Source organism: Hungatella sp. SB206 (genome assembly GCF_051132295.1).
Taxonomy (GTDB): Bacteria; Bacillota; Clostridia; order Lachnospirales; family Lachnospiraceae; genus Hungatella; species Hungatella effluvii.
The window spans coordinates 2,111,200-2,130,913 of record NZ_CP096603.1; the positions used below are offsets into that span (position 1 = coordinate 2,111,200).

A 19,714-nucleotide genomic window follows, 5' to 3' on the forward strand; every position below is an offset into this window, starting at 1 on the left:
AAAATAATCCGGTACCGATATTACGTAATATGGGAAGGAAACGACATGACAGGACAATTATTACACAAGTTCAGAAATCACGGACCTTTGTCAAGACGGACGAAGTTTCTGATTCTTGCCCTGGTGCCGGTTTATTTTATGGCTGCGGGGCTGTTTCTCCAGCCGTTAAATGAAGTATTAAAGGGAATTATTACGATTATCAGGGAACCGGATTTCCTGATCACGGATTATATTGCGATCGGAGGAATTGGGGCCGCGTTTGTCAACGCCGGTGTGATGGCTCTGATTTCCATTGCCATTGTCTATTATCTGGGGATGGAGATGAGCGGTCACACGATTACCTCCTGCTTTCTAATGTTTGGTTTTTCTCTGTTCGGAAAGAATATTTTAAATATCTGGTCGATCATGATGGGCGTCTGTCTTTATGCCTTTTATCATAAGACCTCAGTTACGCGGTACATCTATGTTGGTTTCTATGGAACCAGCCTGTCACCGATTATCACCCAGCTTATGACGGTGGGACATCTGCCGCTGGCCGTAAGGCTGCCGCTTAGTATACTTGTGGGTATTATTATCGGGTTCGTACTGCCGCCGCTTTCCACACATACTCATTACTCCCATAAGGGCTACTCCCTTTATAATGTGGGCTTTGCATCTGGAATTATAGCGACGGTTATCGTCTCTCTGATGAGATCCTTTGGGCTTCAGACGGAGGCTCGTCTGATCTGGTCCACGGGAAATGATTTGCTTTTTACCAGACTGCTTCTCGGGCTGTTCGGCGGTATGATCCTGTTTTCCTGCCTCATCGCGGAGTCGGTCTGGAAACGTTATATGGAAATCTGGAAGACGTATGGCTTAAGCGGCACAGATTACGTGAAAAGCGAGGGCTTTGCGCCGACGCTGTTTAACATGGGTATTAATGGAATCGCTTCCACGCTGATTGTGCTGCTGGTTGGAGGAGATTTGAACGGTCCCACCATCGGAGGTATCTTTACCATCGTCGGATTCAGTGCCACGGGAAAGCATCTGAGGAACATACTTCCGGTTATGGCCGGAGTGATTCTGGGAAGTTTTGTGAAGACGTGGAATATCACCGATCCCAGCGCCATGCTGGCACTTTTACTCTCCACGACACTGGCGCCGATCGCCGGTGAGTTCGGCGTGGTAGCGGGGGTGCTGGCCGGATTCCTGCATGCATCTGTGGCGCTGAACGTGGGAATCGTCTACGGAGGAATGAATCTTTATAACAATGGATTTGCCGGTGGTATTATCGCCATGTTCCTGGTACCGGTGATTCAGTCGGTCCGGGACAGAAGAGCGAGAGCGCGCACGCATGATTCCCTGTAAAAAAGTCGAAAACTGCTGAGAATTATTTCGGCAGTTTTCGACTTTTTATGTGGGTATTATTGTGAGGAAAAACTGGTATTTATGCGGGGAAAACCTGCGTACAGTTTTCCAGGTCTTCTGTTTCATTTTCTGAAATATATAGTTCTGCTGACAGGGATAAGTCGTTGTCTAAAAATTTCTCTTCGTGGAACAGCTTGTCGATGACAGGCCAGCTCTGGGCGGCGTTCTCTGTCTCAAGCCATATTCCCAGCAGCGGGCCGGCGCCTTCGCAGTCAATATAATCGTAACCGTTATCACGTATGGCGCCTTCTGTGATCTCGCTGACGCGGTCTGGTATGAGATAGCGTAAGTCCAGATCGGGATTTGTTAGTTTACCCGGGTTTAATACTATAATGATAGTCTGCATATCGTTTTCTCCTTATGGTTTGATTTTTTGATTGTTTTTTGAGGGGAAGACTGGAATTATGCTGCGATCCTGGGAGGGGAATGTGCCGCATTAGGAATCGGGTGAGATCGCTCTTTCATACTGAACATTTTCCATATACTCTTCGAGCGTTTCAACATCGAACCACATTCCGGCCTTATCCATCTCGAAAAGCTTTTCATACCCATATAAATGAATTAGAAAGTCCCAGCCTTCTTTGGTGATCAGGCCTTCTAAAATACCGCAGTAGCCGAATAACTCAATAACTTTATCCGGCTCTTCGAGATCGGCCGCTGTGTATTCAGTTCCTTTGGGCGGCGGATAAATATATATGCCTAACATGATTGATCCCCCCTTAGATTCAGTTTTCGTTCTTTTATAATGATACGCATGTAGAGATTTTAGACTGCATTCGGCAAAGGATTTTTTCAGGATGGAATCGGAGGTATCTTAGCTGGAAATGCCTGAATGCGAGTATTTCTAATTAGAGTATCCCGATCTTGAATGTTTCCAATCCGAGCGTTCCGACCCGGAGTGCCCTGACCCGGAATGTCCTGACCCGGAATGTTCCAAATTTGAACGTTCCGAATTTGAGCGTTCCGAATCTGATTGTTCCGAATCCGAGCGTTCCGAATCTGAGTGTTCGGAATCCGAGTGCCTCAAATCTGCGTGTTCGGATCCGGAATATTTCGATCCGGATCCCGCCTTTCCGGATCCCTCGTAATCTGGCTGGTGCCGGCTTTCACAGCTGGAGATATGTTCCTTGATTTCATCGATAGAGCAATGGCTATACTGGGTAATATCCGTTTCAGGTGCCGCCGCCTCCAGTTTCTGCAGGTAAATATATTTGCCTGCGGTCACTCCGCAGGAATGAGCGGCTTCCACCTCCTCAGAGGTCACAGCCCGGTATTCCGTATTCCCGTCTGGGCGCAGCGTGGTTACGGTAGTATCTGCCGTCTCTCGGATTTCCTTCAGGAGCCGGGATTGTCTGGCCTCATTGGCTGAGTAGACGGTGACTACCACGTTCTTATTTCCGGACAGATACGGTTCTCCGCTCTCGGATTGCAGCAATTTTTTTACCGCTTCCCCGCACTCCATGCCGGTCAGCCGGACGCCCGAGAGCAGAACTTCCCCTTCTTCATTGAGAGCCGAGGAAGAGGTTACGCGGTCCAGGCGGTTGACAGACAGTTCAATGGAAGGATTGACGTCCACACTGATTAATGCCGCCTGTGCATAATAATAGTGGTAACCGCCTCCGGTTACTACGAAGCACAGGCAGGCTGCAATGGCAGCGGCGGCTGTGAGAAAATGGCGGGATCGCTGTTTCGTCTTTACAGGGACGATATCCCCCTTTTTCCAGCCTTTTTTTGCCGGGATTGAGACGAAATCTCCGCCATTTTTCATTATGACAGCTTCTTTTCCTGTTATTTCAATGATAATTCCCATCTTCAATCGGTATCACCTCCCTGTATTGTGGAAGAAATGCTCTGATTCCGGGATAATCTCCGGATAAGAGGATGATCAGAGTTACAATGTATTTCCGGTGCTTTTCTATGGTTTTCGGAGAAATAAAGAGAGCCGAGGCAAGCTGTGCCTGCGGGAGTTTTTTCTGTTCAAAAAACATGGCGTGAAATTCCGGATTTAAAAGTACGGCCGCAGCTAACTGGCGGCACGTGGCTTTTGCACGCTCCTGTTTGGGGCAAATACGGGGCAGATCTTTCCAGACGACGCCGTATACGCCGATTGCCTCAGAAAGGCGGTCAATCTCCTCGCAGAGGGAGAGACGTTCCTGTTCCCTGTCGTAGGCCTCTAAGGAGGCTTTCCACGCTGCGGCTTCCAGCTCGGCCGCATCGAAACCAGACGGCTGGATACTCTTCAAATACCGGTTCTGCCTGCGGATTTCATCATTGATCCGGTTATGAAAGCAGACGGAGAAAAATGAAATAAAGCTGCCCCTGTTCTCCGTGTACTGGCGGACGCAGCTGACAAAAGTCAGCATGGCGAGACTGAGCCGGTCTTCATAATCCAGAAGCGGAGATGCGGCCGCGCCGGCCTGCTTTTTTAGGAGAGGCAGATAGTCGCCTAAAAGCTTCTCAAGCTCTGCGGAATCGGACTGAGCTATTTTTATGCGGTTTTCAATGTCGTTCACGGTTCCACCTCCTGTTCCATGCCATTGTACAGCTTTTTCCAGGTTATGTAAATCAATAAAATTTTTTTCAGACCCTACATTTTGGAAGAGAGCCGTCGTATTCTTTAAACGAGAATAAAAATGAAATGAGGATATGAATTTATGAAGAAAATAATAACCGGCATTCTTGCATCTGCAGTTGTATTGAGTATGGCGTTTCCGGCGCTGGCATCGACACGTGTCTGCGACCGGTATGAGTCGTGCGCCGTGGAAGGCTGTGAGACAGAGACCTGCCATGAGCATGATGGAGTGACCTATCGTGGAACGTGCCAGGATGGAACCTGCTCGTATCACAGTGAGAACTGCGGACCGGGAAGCGGAAGCCAGCGGGGGCACCACAGAAGCCATGGGAACCATGGAAGTCACAGCTGCCATTGACAATGGGAGAAGTAAGTGAAAGGTATCAGGCTGGAAAAGGAACTCAGGCGGAATCATTGATTCTTCCGGGTTTCTTTTTTATTACAGGAAAGTGCTTTCTAAGAAACAAAAAAACTTTGGACAGCACGTTACGGAGGTATGGGTATAAAATCTCGCGTCATCGGTGTAAAATAGGGATAGCGCCGGCGGAAATGGTGTGATAAGATTAAGAGGCAGAAATAAAATAAAACAGAAAAAAAGGGATTGTTATGTTATACCAGATAATGGATGGGACGGTGAGCGCCGGCGGAGTGCCGATACTGTCCCATATTGATTTTGAAATAAGGGGAACGGAAAAGATTGCAGTTGCCGGGAAGAACGGGGCGGGAAAGACGACTCTTTTAAGACTCTTAGCGGGCGAGATTTCTCTGGACCGGGACGATAAACGGAATGGGCCGGGAATCATGGCTTCCAGAAGACTTACCGTGGGCATGATGAGGCAGCAGCCTTTCGGTGATACGTCATGCACGGTGGAGGAGGAACTCCTTAAGGGCTGCCCTGGAAGAGAGGTCGCAGGTAAAAATGGAACAGGCCTAAGCAGCTCCGCAATTTTTTCAGAATGGGACCGGGAACGGTTCGACTATGAGCGGGAGTATGACATCCTGTTTACCGGTTTCGGATTCTCAAAAGAGGATAAGAAAAAGAAACTGTCGGAATTTTCCGGAGGAGAGCAGACGAAGATCGCACTGATCCGGCTTTTGCTGGAAAAACCGGATATTCTGCTGCTCGATGAGCCGACGAATCATCTGGACTTAGAGACGGTGCAGTGGCTGGAGGAGTATTTAAGGCAGTATGACAAGGCAGTGGTGATGGTATCCCATGACCGCTTTTTTTTAGACCGGACGGCTGATGTGGTCTATGAAGTGGCGGGAGGGAAGCTTACCCGCTATGTGGGGAATTACTCCGCGTACAGGGAGCAGAAACGAAAGCAGCTTAGCTTGCAGAAAAAGGCGTATGAGAGCCAGCAGGAGGAACTGAAGCGGTTGAATTCCGTGGTGGAACGGTTTAAACACAAACCGACCAAGGCGTCGTTTGCCAGAGCGAAGAAGAAGGCCATGGAACGGATGAACCGGGTGGAGAAGCCGGAGGAAGATGATATCCATATCTTTACCGGGGAACTGACGCCGCTCATAATCGGCAGCAAATGGGTCTTTGAATCGGAACATTTAAAGATCGGTTATGACCGCGCCCTGCTGGAGATCACCATGAGAATCCGGCGGGGACAGAAGATCGGCATTTTGGGGCCAAATGGCTCCGGAAAGACGACCTTTTTAAAGACGGTTGCAGGTTTCCTTCCGCCGTTGGACGGGGAAATGTCCGTCGGAGTCAATATTACCATGGGATATTTTGACCAGCTTTCGGCCCAGGTGATGTCTGAAAAAACAGTGGCAGATCATTTTCACGACTTATTTCCTGCGCTGACGGAAAAGGAGGCACGCACCATCCTGGGGGCCTATCTGTTTGGAGGGCGCGTGGCGCAGAGATCTGTATCCTCTCTCTCGGGAGGGGAGAAGGCGAGGCTGGTGCTTGCAGAGCTTTTGCAGAGCAGACCTAATTTCCTCGTTCTGGACGAGCCGACGAACCACATGGATATTCAGGCGAAGGAAACACTGGAATCCGCGTTCCGCGCCTATACCGGAACGCTGCTGTTCGTCTCCCATGACCGGTACTTTTTGAGTGAGGTAGCCGATTCACTCCTGATTTTTGAAAATCAGTCGGTGATGTATTACCCGTTTGGTTATGCGCATTACCTGGAAAGAAAGCGAAAATCGGAGGGAGAAGGCGGTCTGGCAGCCCAGATGAAGGCAGAGGAACAGGCATTGATCGCCGGTATGAGGGCGGTTCCGAAGGCGGAGCGTCACAGACTTAAGGAAATATCCGCGGAGGATGCGTATATCGACTGGCGGCTTCGTCTGGTATCCGAAAAAATGATTCCGGCCGGAGCGCAGGCAGGAGAACTGTACGCGGTGATGGACGCGATGAAACAGGAGTGGATGGCGTCGGAAGACTTCTGGTCCGGAAAGAGGTGGGAGAAGGAAACGGAATATACGGAGCTCTGCCGCCGGTATGAGGAAACGGTTGCTGTCTGGCATGAGCTCTGTCTGGAGTGGTACGCCGTCTGGTCCGGAGAGGAAAACGGAGAGAATTCTTAGCGAACCCTTATTTTTTTCTAAAAGCTGTTGTCCAGGGATTGCACCGCGTGCGGCGGCATGGTACAGTGTAGTGGAATGAATAGAAATGAGGGATAATATGGGTTGTCTTGGTAATTTACTTTGGTTTATATTCGGCGGTTTCATCAGCGGACTGAGCTGGACGCTTACGGGCTGCCTCTGGTGTATTACGATTATCGGCATTCCGGTGGGGATGCAGTGCTTTAAATTTGCCGCGCTCAGCTTCTTTCCGTTTGGAAAAGAGGTCCGGTATGGCGGCGGCGCGGGATCCTTTCTTTTAAATTTAATCTGGCTCATTGTGTCGGGGCTGCCCTTAGCGATCGAGTCGGCCCTGATCGGAGTGGTGCTGTGCATCACGGTGATTGGAATTCCTTTTGGGCTTCAGCAGTTTAAACTGGCGAAGTTGGCTCTGATGCCGTTTGGAAGTGAGGTGTATTAATCATGGAGTTTCCGGGAAAGCGGCCGGGGAAAAAGAGTACGGCGCTGGAAAAGGAGTGGGCCGCGCTTAAGAAGAGCGAGGCGCGTTTCGTGGAACGGCAGAAGGAAAAGGGGCCGTCGATTATCAATCAGAAGCTGGACCGGGTAGTCCCGGAGAAGTTAAAGGGAACGCTGGATGCCGCATTTTACAAGGCGTTTCAGCTGGTTTTCGAAAAAGGCGGAATGGTGATCAATAAGACGTACCGGAAGGAAGACGGGGAGTACAGGCAGAAGCTGAACGCTTACGCCGCCAGTCTGAAGGAAAACAGGAAGAATTTGAAGGCATTTTCGAAGCAGGCGGCGGTGTCTAAGACAAAGAATCTGCTGATTTCCGGAGTGGAGGGAATCGGCACAGGGGTTTTCGGAATCGGGATACCGGATATCCCCCTGTTTACAGGCGTGATCTTAAAGAGCCTTTATGAAATTGCCGTCAGTTACGGGTACGCCTACGAGTCCGAGCGGGAGCAGGAGTTTTTGCTGGAGATTATCAAGACTGCTTTGGAACGGGGCGGAGAACTGGCTGAGGATAACGAGCGGATTAACCGCTGGATCGAAGGAACCGGCGGGCTGGAAGAGAAGAAGGTTCTGATGCGCAAGACGGCGGACCGGCTCTCGGAGGAACTTCTGTATATGAAGTTTGTACAGGGACTGCCTGTTGTGGGAGTCGCGGGAGGTTTGTCGGACTGCATTTATCTAAAGAAAATTACGGATTATGCGGAACTTAAGTATCGAAGAAGATTTCTGTGGGAGCGGAATGCTGCCGGAGAAGGAGCCCGGAGCAGGGGATGAACCTGCCGGGCTCCTTTTTTTGTTTCACAGGAAAGTTCGTTCTATGAAACAAAAAAACTTCGGGGGATGCGCACTCCGCGCTTAGGAAATATGGCCGCTAAAGCGACCGCGCTCCGGCGCGAGAGTCCAGCGAGTCGGACTCTTTATATTTGTCCTGATTACAGTTCAACCGCTCCCGCTGTCTTCTACTGCTTTTGTTCAACCTCAATCATCTGGAAAGAAAGCTGCTGAATTCCATCGATCTTCCGGAACTGCTGGGGAGTGAAGCCTAAGTATTTTTTGAAACAGATGGAGAAGAGGGAGGTGTCGGTAAAACCGCAGGCGTAGCTGATCTCCTTTATAGACTGGTTTGTCGTGGACAGCATGACCGTGGCCATACGGATCCTGTACTGGGTTAAGTATTCTTTGGGGCATATACCCACTTCTTTCTTAAACAGGCGGTAAAGATAAGTCCGGTCAACCCGGACCTGGTCGGCCAGCCACTGGATGGTGAGCTTCTCAAAATAGTTGCTCCGGATCACGCCTATCGTGCGGCGGACAATCTCATTCTTATAGGCGTTCTGCGTGTTGATGACCGGTCTGGAGAGATGGTAAAAAATGTTGTACAGCCGGGAGAGAAGGTAGTAATCGTTTTCATCACCGGACTGCATGTGGCGGATGATGTCGTCGATGGATTCGATCAGTTCCGGGGAATCGGGATAGGTCGCCACGGGACTGTAGGCAAAGCCGCAGCTTTCCGTAATCTGCGCCGCATCGCTTCCAACAAATGCGACCCACGCATATTCCCAGGGATCCTCCTCGTCCGCATAGTAAAATGTTGTCTCTCCGGGCCGGATTAAAAACATGTCCCTCTGTTTTAATACGTATTTTTTCTCATCAGCAAAGAAGACCCCCTTTCCTTTTATAATGAAATGAATCAGATAATGGGCCCTCTTGGCGGGACCAAAGGAGTGGCTGCCCATACATTGTTCCCGGCCGGCAAAACCAAAGGAAAGGGATGAAGATTCCCCGGAAATATTCTTTCGAAAGATTTCTATCATATTTCTCTGCATAAGTCCCTCCTGAAAGACAACATTTTTTATATAAAATACAACAAAACATATTGTTTTTGATGAATCTTTATTATATTATAATATTAACAAAAATAAGTTTGCAAATCAATAAAAAATAAACAGAGTGCACTATAAACCGCGGTTTCTTTGTTTTAAAAGGCTACAGATGAGGTTGAAACTATTCATGAACCATATTAAAAATGTTGATTACAGGAGGAGAAGGAAATGAAGAAAAAGACACTGGCACTCGTAATGACAGCAGCAATGGCATTTTCTGCCCTGACCGGATGCGGATCGACCGGATCAGCGCCTGCCACGAAGGAAGAGACGACTACGACTGCGGAGAAAAAGGAGACAGAGGCTGTGACGGAGGCGGCTTCAGAGCGTGAGAAGCCGGCGGAAAGGCCGGAGGTAAGAGTCCTCATTAAATGGTCGGAGAGCCAGATTTCCAACTGGCCCGTTCTTGTGGACGAGTACAACGCAGATGACGGTAATCCGGTAAAGATTAATCTGGAGTTTTACGGCTCAGAGGGCTATGACGACAAGGTGAAGGCGGAGCTGATGGGGGATAATCCGCCGGAGATTGTACAGCTGATGAAGACGACCTTCAACGAATATTCCGCCAATGGACAGCTCATGGAACTGACCGGTTTCCTTGGAAAAGAGGGCTGGAATTACAACAAAGGCGCGCTTGCATGGGCAGGCCCGCTCAATAATCCGGAAAATGGCGTGTACGGAATCCCGGATTTTGCAAATACAAGCTGTATCTTCTATAACACGAAGCTGTTTGCGGAGCTGGGAATTGAAGAACCTGCAAATCTCGAGGAACTTACAAATGCCGCGAAGACTTTAAATGACAATGGGTACAAAGCGATTGTGACCGGCGGCGGGAACTGGTGTGCACCAGATCTTCTGGCTAAGGTACAGGCTCAGCTTGTGGGTACGGACCTGCTGATCAAAGCCTATAATAACGAGGCGAAATACAACGATCCTTCCATGGTGGAAGCAATGACGATTGTCGATGAGATGGTTAAGAGCGGCGTAATTGATAAGTCCAGCGCCGACTATATTTCCGACGATGACGCGATTGCCGAGTTCGTTATGGGGAAGGCCGGCATGTACACGGCTCACACGGGCATGGCATCGGCTATCGATTCTTCGAAGGAAGACGATTTCGAGTACAATATCATTGAAAAGATGGATTTTGTTGAGAATCCAAAGACGAGTGTGTCGGTTACCTGGGGCAGCATGTGGTGTATTCCGGCAAACGTGAAGAATCAGGAGGCAGCCGAGGACGCACTGGCATTTTTATTTGGTGAAAAGGTTCAGAAGAGTGATGTAACAGAATTAGGAAAGATAGTCAATGTGGATGAATGGAACGCAGGTCTTACCCATCCGGCTCTCCTTACAGCGGCAGAGCAGTTAAAGGGCGCGGGAACCGCAGATTCCTTCTACCTTCTGGACATGGTGTCCTCCAAGGTACTGGATAATATGATCAAGGGCATCCAGGAGATGATTCAGGGAAATCAGACTCCGGCCGGTGTGCTGGATCATGTCCAGAAGATCTGGGAAGAGGAGCAGGCTCAGAAATAGCGTTTGTTTCAATCCACGTTCGGTAATTTCACAGAGTGCGGCCACATCTTATAGAGATGTGTAGTTTGACTTCATGTCAGTGGGGGGATACCGATTTCTCTCCTCCCGCCACTACCGTTAAACTTGTTTTGGCGATTTACCCTTCCGCCTATAGATGTGGGGGAATCTTCACTTTCCTAGTTAAATTGAGGGGCCGGATTAATACATCCGGCTCCTCTCTTAAAACCAGTACAACATATATAGCAATTGAAAATTATTAAAAAGGAGAAGGAGCTCACCAAGGAGTCAAGAGAGGCATAATTCCTCTCATGTCTAAAGCTGAGTCTTCAAGTACACTTTATGAAAGAGAGAAGGAACCGAAAATATTTTCTGATGTTTTCCCTTCCTGCGCTGGCCGTGTACACTGTGTTCTGGATATTTCCCGTATTTTTGGGATTCTATATCAGCTTTACCAACTGGAACGGCATTGTGAATCTGGCGGACGCGCAGTTTACGGGATTTAAGAATTATGTGAATCTGTTGTATGACAGCATCTTAAGAGTATCGGTTCTCAACAACATTAAATATGGAATCATCACCCTGATCGTCGTTCCGGTGGCCGCATTTGCCGTCGCCTATCTGGTTGAGAATTTCACGAGGAAAAAGTCCTTCTGGAGGACTGTAACATACCTGCCGGCTATGATACCGACGATTGTAACCGTGTTTCTCTGGAAGTGGATCTATAATCCGCAGTACGGTATTTTAAACGAGATATTAAAGGCGGTGGGACTGGGAGGGCTGGCCACAGGCTGGATTACCAATACGAAGACGGCCCTGTATGCGGTGACCTTTACCTCTCTCTGGAAGATGGTTCCGGTCTATTTCGTTCTGTTTCTTGCGGGTCTCCAGTCCGTGTCCAGCGATCTGATCGAAGCCGCGGTGCTGGACGGAGCAGGCAGGTGGCAGGTGATCAGAAATGTCACCATCCCGTGTATGAAACGAATTATCACAATTGTCTATGTTTTAGTATTTATAGATATATTCAGAGTTTTTGACCTGATATACACAATGACAAAAGGAGGACCGGGGTATTATACCACGGAGATGATTCTTACGTATTCGTATAAAACTGTATTTACGAATTCCAACGCCGGATACGGGATGGCAATCATCTCAGCACTGACCCTGTTTGTGATCATCTGTTCCTTTATCCAGATGAAAATACAGAACAGGACTGCGGATTGAGAAGGGAGACGGACAGCATGAAGACAGTAAAAAAGTTATTTTTAGGTTTCGTACTTGCGATGGTATTCAGCGTCACGATGATCCCGATTATCTGGGTTTTCTTTTCTTCCTTTAAATCTAAAAAGGAATTGATGACTAAGCCCTGGAGCCTTCCGGAAAAGTTCCTGTTTTCCAATTACAGTGATGCGTGGCAGAAAGCGGATTTTGCCGTTCTCACGAAAAACAGCGTGACGATTACCGCTTTCTCTCTGTTATTGATGCTGGTTTTTGCGACGATGCTGGCTTTTGCCATTTCCCGGTATAAGGGAAATTTAAGTCAGGTGACCTTGATTTATCTTCTGGCAGGACAAACGATTTCGGCTGGAATGATCATATTTCCCATCGTTATTGTCTTAAGAAAGCTGGGATTCGGCAGCTCCCACGCGGGACTGATTTTGACCTATGCGGCGGGCGGCCTGCCCTTCGCAGTCTTTGTCCTTCAGGGTTTTTTTGCGGGAATCCCGTATGAACTTTACGAGGCGGGGGAGATAGACGGAGCAGGGGAATTTAAAATTTTCGCCAACATTGCCATTCCTCTGGCGAAACCGGCTCTGGCCACCGTGCTTCTCTATCAGTTTATGTGGGTGTGGAATGAGTTTGTGCTGGCATTTACCATTGTGAGCAGGCCGGAAAAGAGGACAATTATCGCAGGGCTCTACTCGGTGGTAAACGGATATTTAAATACGGATTATGTGACGGCGTTTGCCGGAGCCATGATCGTGTGTATTCCAATCATTATTATTTATCTGATTTTCCAGAAATATTTGATTCAGGGACTGATCGCGGGAGCGGTGAAAGGATGAGTGAGGCATGAAGGAGATTAGAATCGGAGCAGCTGCGTGGGGCTTTCGGGAGCTTACACTGCAGCAGCAGCTTGACTTGGTAAGGCGCCTGGGGCTCGTTTCCCTGGAACTGGGAATCGCCAATACGCCTGCGGATGTGCAGACAGACGCAGATGTACGTCTTCTTGAGCAGGTAAAGAAGGAGTATGAAGCATTTGGGATTTCTCTGGATACCGCGGCGACGGGCAATGACTTTACGCTTGAAGACAGGAACGCAGCAGCGGAGGATATCGGGAAGATTAAGAGGGTAATCGATATCTGCTCCTTTTTAGGAGTGGAAACGCTGCGGATATTTGCTGGTTTTACGCCTTACAGGGAAGTGGATGAGACGCGTTTTTCACGTATGATAGATGCGCTGAACACGGTAGCCCGGTATGGAAAGGAGCATGGAGTGGTGACAGCCATGGAGACCCATGGGGGAGTGACAGCGTATCCGGACGGAGTGGTTCATTTCCAATCGGCAGCCACGGAGACCGGGTGTCTAAAGAGAATTCTACGGCAAACGGATGACAGCTTGAAATTCGTCTTCGATCCGGCCAATCTCTATGCCATTGCGGGATGCGACGTGGAAGAGACGGCGGAGCTTGTCGGCAGCCGCATCGCCTATGCCCATATCAAGGATTTTGTGAAGCTGCCGGGCGGTCACTTAAAACCTGGAGCCATCGGAGATGAGAAGAGAGACTGGAAGCGCACCATAGAAACGATCTTGAGATGGACGGATACCCTGATGATCGAATATGAGGAACCACAGGACATAGAAGAAGGGACCAGACGCAGCAAACAGTACCTGGAGACTATTTTGAAGGAGGTCTGGCTATGAGTACTATTTACGATTATAAAAAGACAAAGGCCGTCGTGATCGAGAGACCATATGAAGTCCGCTTAAGGGAGATCACTCTGACGGAGCCAAAAAAGGATGCCTATATCGCGCGGACGTATTACAGCAGTATTTCCAGCGGAACGGATATGAAGACCTATAAGGGACTTCAGCATCCGGAACAGTGCTACTATCCGCTGGTGCCTGGTTATGAAACCGCCGGTGAGGTAGTCGCGGCAGGGGAGGAGAGCGATGGAAGCCTGAAACCGGGAGACCGGGTTATGATTAACGAATGCCGGAAATACGGTGATGTCTGTGCCGCATGGGGCGGCGGCTCCGAATATACGGTAAAGGATTCCGATACCACGAATGACACGTTTGACTATATGGTCAAGATTCCAGAAAACCTCTCCTATATTGACGGTGTGCTGGCTTATCTTCCATGTGTGGCCCTAAAGGGAATCCGGATGCTGAATCTGGAGGGCAGACAGACAATCGTGGTGAGCGGCGCAGGCATGGTGGGAATCAGCGCCATGCAGATTTTAAAGATCGTAAATCCGAATTTGAGAGTCATTGCCATTGAGCCGAATAAATTCAGGCGTGACATTGCGAAGAAGTATGCGGACCTTGTGGCCGATCCGTTTGAAGCGGAACTGGTGATCAGGAAGGCCACCGGAGGCGCCATGGCGGATCAGATCATCGAGTGCTCCGGCAATGCGGAGGTGCCAGGTATTCTCCATAAATATTTGAAAGACGGCGGCTGGGGAACCGACGATGCGCCGGGCCATATTCACTGGCAGGGGGATTATCCGGAGAAAATCATCATGGACAGCTATCACCGCTGGTTTACAAAGAACTGCACAATTTCCATGTCCTGTGCACTGGCGCCCGGCTGTAAGGAGCAGATTCTTACCTGGATCAGCGAGGGGAAATTCGATACGAACGGCCTTCCGGTGGAGATCTGGCCGGTGTCGAAGTGTGCGGAGGCATTTGAATATAAGATGGCAAAGGGCGAGGATGTATTTAAAATAATCTTTGATTGGAGCAAATAATATGAGGCCTAAAGTTATTTTTCTTCCACATGCGAACATCCAGTATTCCCAGCTGAAAATGGAACGGCGGGAATGGGTCGTGAAAAACTGCTATGAAAAGCTGTTTGATCTGGTTCGAGACAATCAGTATAAAATAGGATTTGAGGCCAGCGGCAAGACGCTGGATGAAATAGAGAGGCTGGCTCCCGAGGTCATGGAAAAGCTGAAGGCGCTGATTCTGGACGGTCAGGTGGAGCCGGTGGCATCCCCGTATACACATCTGATGATGGGAAATGTACCGCGTGAGGTGGCGGTACATACCTTGCTAAGGAGCCTGGATACATGGGAGCGTTATACGGGAATCCGCCCGAAGGTTGGATGGAATCCGGAATGCAGCTGGAACGCACAGATTCCGGGCATCTATAAGGAGGTGGGAATCGAGACACTCATTATGGACGCCGATTCCTTCTTCCTCTCATTTCCTGAGATAAGAAAGGCCACCGGACTGTGCTATGACGTGCAGGGGCACAGCAATAAAAACCAGCTGTTTCTTATTGAGGAATATATAAAGGATAAGCCGGAGTATTTAAAGTATCTGACGAATCCCTCTATCTGTGATAACGGGCTGAAGCTGATCTTCCGTTCCGATTGTATGGCAAATCTGCTGCTCTGGTATCTGATGGGGGCGACGGAGGGCGTGAGAAACGAGGCGGTCCGCTATGAGGAGATTCAGTCCATGTTCTGCCGCTGGAACGCGCGTGCACAGGAGACAGGCTCCTTTATCATGCCGTATGCCGAGGATGCGGAATACATAGGAAGTTCGGCATACTTCTATGTTAAACAGTTTAATCAGGCCAGGTTCTTTGAGGAAGAAGGCGACAGCTTGAAACGGTTTAAGGAAATCATGGACCTATCCATAGAAAGCGGATTTGTTCCGGCGACACCTTCGGAGGTGGTGGAATCCGCAGAGCTTCTGGAGAACCTGTCCATTTTGAAAATTGAAAATGGGGCTGCGTGGCACGGGGGAACCGCAAAGGCATGGCTGAATACGGATCAGGCGCTGCAGCTGGATCCGGTCTGCCGCATGATTCTGGAGGGGATCGAGGGGATCGCCGCCTATAAGCAGATCGACTGGCATGAGAATGAAGCGCTGGCTGCGGCCTTTCGGGCGGTTACCGAAGGGTGGGTGTCGGATGCGAGATGGCCGCCTGCTCCGACTTCTCCCGGCAGATTTAATGTGAGAGAGGCGCTGGAGGCATTGTACCGGGCAAATGACCGGGTGGCGGGGGCGATGGAGGAACTGGGAATCGCCGGGCTCCGTTCCCTGTATTCACCCGATATTATGAGCTCCCAGCTTGGTTTGATCGAGGAGAGGCTGATGGAGATGCGATATTTTGAGGAAGAGTGAGATGGAACGACGACTGGAGATGATTCATTTACAGCTGACCAGGCAGTGTAATTTAAACTGCTGGTTTTGCGGACAGAGGAAAAACAGCGCGCTGCGTGACGGCAAGGAGAGCATGGCCCTGAAAACGGAAGAGTGGCTTGGGATCGTAAATGAGCTGGACGCGGCCGCCGGAAAGAAGCCATCGGTCATGCTCTGGGGCGGGGAACCGCTCATGAGCCCGTGCTTTGATGAGATCGCCTCCACACTTCATGAACGGGGGTACCGGGTCGGAATCGTTACAAACGGGACTCTGCTGGACCGGCATGCGGAGACTGTCCCGTACTGTCTGGACAAGATTTACGTGTCTGTTGACGGACCGGAGCAGCTCCATGACAGCATCCGCGGCGCGGGAACATTCCGGAAGATCCGGGACAATCTGCTTGCAGTAAAGAGGGCGGCGCCTTTACTGCCGGTGGTCTGTATGGCCGTTATGACGGAGGAGCTGAAAGGGCAGCTGAAGGAGTTTTTTGCTGAATTGTCGGATTTTCCCGTGGATGAGGTGCTGCTTCAGGATATGATCGTTTTAAACGGCCGGGAGATTGGAGAATATAAAGCCGTGATGGAACGGGAATTTTCCATCGAAGCGGAGGCGGTTGAATCGTGGAGGCAGAGTGGCGAGGGGGATTCGGAGATGGAGAAGGCCGGATTCCGCCTGGAGGAGCCTGGGACGCATGCTTTTAAAGTCCGGTATCTGCCGCATGTTCGTTCCGGAGAAATCGTGAGGCCCTGTCTTTCCCCATGGCGTCATCTCCATATTATGTGGAACGGGGAGACATCGTTTTGTACTGATTTTACCGACTTTTCCGTGGGGAATGTGCGGGAACAGCCGCTTGAGGCACTGTTTCGGGGAGAACAAGCCGAAAAGTTCCGGAAGCTGGTGGAAAATGGGAGAAATCCGGCGTGCAGACACTGCTCCTGGGGGGACAAGGAGTGTTTTTATGAGCTGTAAAAGAGAAAAACCGCTTTCAACGGTTTGATTTACCGGAAGTGGATTGGAAAAACATCTTTCGCTTTTTCACTGTGAATGTTATAATACTCATAAACAGCAGGCTGTCTGTGTTTTTTGCAGGCAGCTTGCTTTCGGTATTGAGGCGGAAAACGACAAAACCATGAGAGTTTCTGCTGCACATAGAAGGAGAACGATACAAAGATGAAGAAGCTGGCAGTCGGTATTTTGGCCCACGTAGACGCGGGAAAAACGACATTGTCGGAGGCGATGCTCTATATGGGCGGAAGCATCCGGAAAATGGGACGGGTGGACCGGGGGGACGCGTTTCTCGATACGTATGAACTGGAGAAGAAGCGGGGGATTACGATCTTCTCGAAACAGGCCATTTTGAAGTGGAAGGATATGGAGATGACCCTTCTCGACACTCCGGGGCACGTGGATTTCTCGGCGGAGATGGAACGGACCCTGCAGGTGCTGGATTACGCCATTCTGGTGATCAGCGGAACGGACGGAGTACAGGAGCATACGAGGACGCTGTGGCGTCTTCTTGCCAGATACCGGGTTCCCACATTTCTCTTTATCAATAAGATGGACCTGGCGGGGCTGGGGAAAGGGGCTATCCTGGATGACCTAAGAAAAGTCTTAAAGGAAAACTTTGTGGACTTCGGAGAGGCCGGAACGGATCATTTTTATGAGCAGATCGCCATGACCAGTGAGGAGTTGCTGGATGAATATCTGGAGACCAGCCATGTGGAGATGGCCGGAGTACGGGAGCAGATTATAAACAGGCGCCTTTTTCCATGCTTTTTCGGTTCTGCGCTTAAGTTTACGGGCGTGGAGGAATTCATGAAGGGGATTGAGGAGTACACGGAAACGCCTGAATATCCGCAGGAATTCGGAGCGAAGATTTTCAAGATATCGAGAGATGCCCAGGGAAACCGTATGAGCCATATGAAGATTACGGGCGGCAGATTATCGACGAGGGAGCTTATCGACGAGGAGAAGGTAAACCAGATACGCCTCTATTCCGGGGAGAAATTCGAGACGGTGCGGGAGGCGTCGGCCGGCACCGTCTGCGCCGTGCTGGGGCTTGCCAAAACGGTTCCGGGACAGGGGCTGGGGATCGAAGCGGCCTCGGCCATGCCGCTCTTAGAGCCGGTGATGACATACCGGATTGGTCTGCCGGAGGGCGTCGATGCGGCGGCTATACTTCCGAAGTTCCGGGAGCTGGAGGAGGAAGATCCGGAGCTGCATCTGACATGGGAGGAGAGCAAGAAGGAGATCCATGTCCAGATTATGGGCGAGATTCAGATGGAGATTTTAAAAAGCGTAATTGAGGAACGTTTCGGTCTCTCTGTGGAATTTGGAGACCGGAGCATCGTCTACCGGGAGACGATCACGAACACGGTGGAGGGCGTGGGGCATTTCGAACCGCTCCGTCATTACGCGGAGGTCCATCTTCTTTTGGAACCCGGGGAGCCGGGGAGCGGTATGCAGTTTGCTTCCGCCTGCAGCGAGGATATTCTGGGAAGAAACTGGCAGCGGCTGGTTCTGACCCATCTGGCGGAGAAGGAGCACAAGGGTGTGCTGACGGGTTCTTCGGTCACGGATATGAAGATCACGCTGATGTCGGGGCGGGCCCATTTAAAGCATACGGAGGGCGGCGATTTCCGCCAGGCTGTCTACCGGGCAGTCCGCCAGGGGCTGATGCAGGCGGAATCCATGCTGCTGGAACCATTTTACGATTTTCGCCTTGAACTTCCGGACCGTTACGTGGGACGGGCGATGAGCGATGTGGAACGTATGGCAGGGAAAGTGATGTCTCCTGTCATGGAGGGAGACAGGGCGGTTCTCACCGGAAGCGCCCCGGCGGCCTGTATGGGGGGATATCAGAAAGAGGTAACCGCCTATACGGGCGGCGCGGGACGGCTGTCATTTACATTTTCCGGCTACGGGCCGTGCCACAATACGGAGGAAGTGGTGGCCGCAATCGGCTATGACCCGGACGGAGACATGGCGAACCCGGCTGGGTCCGTATTCTGTGCCCACGGGGCGGGATTCTTAGTGGACTGGGACCAGGTCCCGGAGTATATGCATCTGGAAAGCTGTCTGGAACCACAGAAAGACATGGGGGTGGATGGACTAGCCGGCCTTGCCGGTGCTGCCGCCAGAAAAGGTCAGGCGCCGAACGGCCGGAACGATGAGCCGGAGAGTGACAGGGAATGGATCGGCACGGAGGAAGTGGATGCCATTCTGGAACGCACCTTTTACGCCAACCGGCGGGGGAATTCAGCCGGGGTTAAATCCGGGTGGAAGAACAGGGAGAAATACAGGGAGAACTCTCACAGTGTTCCTGCGGTGAGGAACTATAAGAAGGAGGCCCCCAGGGAAGAGTATCTTTTGGTTGACGGGTATAACATCATTTTTGCATGGGATGAACTGAAGGAGCTGGCGGAGCAAACCATCGACGGCGCCCGAGGAAAACTCCTCGATATTCTCTGCAATTACCAGGGCATGAAGAAATGCCGGCTGATTGCCGTGTTCGACGCCTACCGGGTCCAGGGCCATGTGACCGAGTGCCTGGACTACCACAACATCCAGGTGGTCTTTACAAAGGAGGCGGAGACGGCAGACCAGTATATTGAGAAGTTCGCCCACGAAAATGGCAGAAAATACGATGTGACAGTGGCCACTTCGGACCATTTGGAACAGATTATCATACACGGCCAGGGCTGCCGGCTGATATCGGCCAGGGAGCTGAAGGAAGAGATCCGCCGTTTGAGCGAGACGGTTCATCAGGAGTATCAGGAGAGAAAGACAGGGGAAAAGCATAAAAATTATCTGCTGGATTCGGTGTCTGAGGAGATGATGAAACAGATAAAGGAACTTCCGGAAGAATGACGGAAG

18 protein-coding genes are annotated in these 19,714 nt (G+C 50.4%); 13 read left to right on the forward strand and 5 right to left on the reverse strand.

Translation table 11 applies throughout. From position 1 onward, the window contains the following. Positions 1 to 45: 45 nt before the first annotated feature. Positions 46 to 1,347: a DUF1576 domain-containing protein gene (locus M1L66_RS09170; RefSeq protein ID WP_187021909.1), complete on the forward strand. Its 1,302-nt coding sequence runs from the start codon at positions 46 to 48 to the stop codon at positions 1,345 to 1,347. Positions 1,348 to 1,426: 79 nt separating this feature from the next. On the opposite strand, the gene M1L66_RS09175 is transcribed toward M1L66_RS09170, so the two are convergent. From M1L66_RS09175 to M1L66_RS09190, 4 genes are all read right to left on the reverse strand, one after another. Next, a complete protein-coding gene (locus M1L66_RS09175; RefSeq protein WP_187021908.1) occupies positions 1,427 to 1,753 on the reverse strand; it encodes a hypothetical protein in 327 nt (108 codons plus the stop codon). A gap of 90 nt (positions 1,754 to 1,843) precedes the next feature. Next, a complete protein-coding gene (locus M1L66_RS09180) occupies positions 1,844 to 2,113 on the reverse strand; it encodes a hypothetical protein (protein ID WP_187021907.1) in 270 nt (89 codons plus the stop codon). Between the two features lie 138 nt (positions 2,114 to 2,251). After that, on the reverse strand, positions 2,252 to 3,217 hold the full coding sequence (locus M1L66_RS09185) for an anti-sigma-I factor RsgI family protein (RefSeq protein ID WP_434694229.1): 966 nt from the start codon (positions 3,215 to 3,217) through the stop codon (positions 2,252 to 2,254). Further along, positions 3,201 to 3,920: a sigma factor gene (locus M1L66_RS09190; RefSeq protein ID WP_187021905.1), complete on the reverse strand. Its 720-nt coding sequence runs from the start codon at positions 3,918 to 3,920 to the stop codon at positions 3,201 to 3,203. Before M1L66_RS09190 ends, M1L66_RS09185 begins: the two co-directional genes overlap by 17 nt. 141 nt (positions 3,921 to 4,061) lie before the next feature. On the opposite strand from M1L66_RS09190, the gene M1L66_RS09195 reads away from it, so the two are divergent. The 4 genes from M1L66_RS09195 to M1L66_RS09210 all read left to right on the forward strand — a co-directional run bounded on the left by M1L66_RS09195 (position 4,062) and on the right by M1L66_RS09210 (position 7,813). Then, entirely contained in the window at positions 4,062 to 4,337 is a 276-nt protein-coding gene (locus tag M1L66_RS09195; RefSeq protein ID WP_434692413.1) for a hypothetical protein, read from the forward strand. A 248-nt stretch (positions 4,338 to 4,585) separates the two neighbouring features. Beyond that, positions 4,586 to 6,529 (forward strand): ABC-F family ATP-binding cassette domain-containing protein, encoded by a 1,944-nt coding sequence (locus M1L66_RS09200; RefSeq protein WP_434692416.1) that lies wholly within the window; start codon positions 4,586 to 4,588, stop codon positions 6,527 to 6,529. A 97-nt stretch (positions 6,530 to 6,626) separates the two neighbouring features. Beyond that, positions 6,627 to 6,986, forward strand: coding sequence for a YccF domain-containing protein (locus M1L66_RS09205; protein ID WP_002600776.1), 360 nt, complete (start codon positions 6,627 to 6,629; stop codon positions 6,984 to 6,986). A gap of 2 nt (positions 6,987 to 6,988) precedes the next feature. Further along, complete coding sequence (locus tag M1L66_RS09210) at positions 6,989 to 7,813, forward strand: EcsC family protein (RefSeq protein ID WP_434692420.1); 825 nt, start codon at positions 6,989 to 6,991, stop codon at positions 7,811 to 7,813. Between the two features lie 185 nt (positions 7,814 to 7,998). Here M1L66_RS09210 and M1L66_RS09215 read toward each other — a convergent pair whose 3' ends face one another. Further along, complete coding sequence (locus M1L66_RS09215) at positions 7,999 to 8,865, reverse strand: AraC family transcriptional regulator (RefSeq protein ID WP_187021901.1); 867 nt, start codon at positions 8,863 to 8,865, stop codon at positions 7,999 to 8,001. A 225-nt stretch (positions 8,866 to 9,090) separates the two neighbouring features. Here M1L66_RS09215 and M1L66_RS09220 point away from each other — a divergent pair, with 225 nt between their 5' ends. The 8 genes from M1L66_RS09220 (at position 9,091) to M1L66_RS09255 (ending at position 19,708) form a co-directional block, all read left to right on the forward strand. Continuing rightward, a complete protein-coding gene (locus M1L66_RS09220; protein WP_434692423.1) occupies positions 9,091 to 10,458 on the forward strand; it encodes an ABC transporter substrate-binding protein in 1,368 nt (455 codons plus the stop codon). Positions 10,459 to 10,797: 339 nt separating this feature from the next. Further along, positions 10,798 to 11,682 (forward strand): carbohydrate ABC transporter permease, encoded by an 885-nt coding sequence (locus tag M1L66_RS09225; protein ID WP_434692426.1) that lies wholly within the window; start codon positions 10,798 to 10,800, stop codon positions 11,680 to 11,682. 17 nt (positions 11,683 to 11,699) lie between these two features. Further along, entirely contained in the window at positions 11,700 to 12,524 is an 825-nt protein-coding gene (locus M1L66_RS09230; protein ID WP_025531151.1) for a carbohydrate ABC transporter permease, read from the forward strand. A 7-nt stretch (positions 12,525 to 12,531) separates the two neighbouring features. Beyond that, positions 12,532 to 13,383, forward strand: a complete 852-nt coding sequence (locus tag M1L66_RS09235) for a sugar phosphate isomerase/epimerase family protein (RefSeq protein ID WP_187021898.1) — start codon at positions 12,532 to 12,534, stop codon at positions 13,381 to 13,383. Next, positions 13,380 to 14,432: a zinc-dependent alcohol dehydrogenase gene (locus tag M1L66_RS09240; protein ID WP_187021897.1), complete on the forward strand. Its 1,053-nt coding sequence runs from the start codon at positions 13,380 to 13,382 to the stop codon at positions 14,430 to 14,432. Before M1L66_RS09235 ends, M1L66_RS09240 begins: the two co-directional genes overlap by 4 nt. A gap of 1 nt (position 14,433) precedes the next feature. Beyond that, positions 14,434 to 15,819 carry a glycoside hydrolase family 57 gene (locus tag M1L66_RS09245; RefSeq protein WP_187021896.1) on the forward strand — a complete coding sequence of 462 codons (1,386 nt, stop codon included), beginning with the start codon at positions 14,434 to 14,436 and terminating at the stop codon, positions 15,817 to 15,819. Position 15,820: 1 nt separating this feature from the next. Then, on the forward strand, positions 15,821 to 16,807 hold the full coding sequence (locus M1L66_RS09250) for a radical SAM protein (RefSeq protein WP_434692432.1): 987 nt from the start codon (positions 15,821 to 15,823) through the stop codon (positions 16,805 to 16,807). 201 nt (positions 16,808 to 17,008) lie between these two features. After that, positions 17,009 to 19,708: an NYN domain-containing protein gene (locus M1L66_RS09255; RefSeq protein ID WP_434692434.1), complete on the forward strand. Its 2,700-nt coding sequence runs from the start codon at positions 17,009 to 17,011 to the stop codon at positions 19,706 to 19,708. The last annotated feature ends 6 nt before the right edge of the window (positions 19,709 to 19,714 follow it).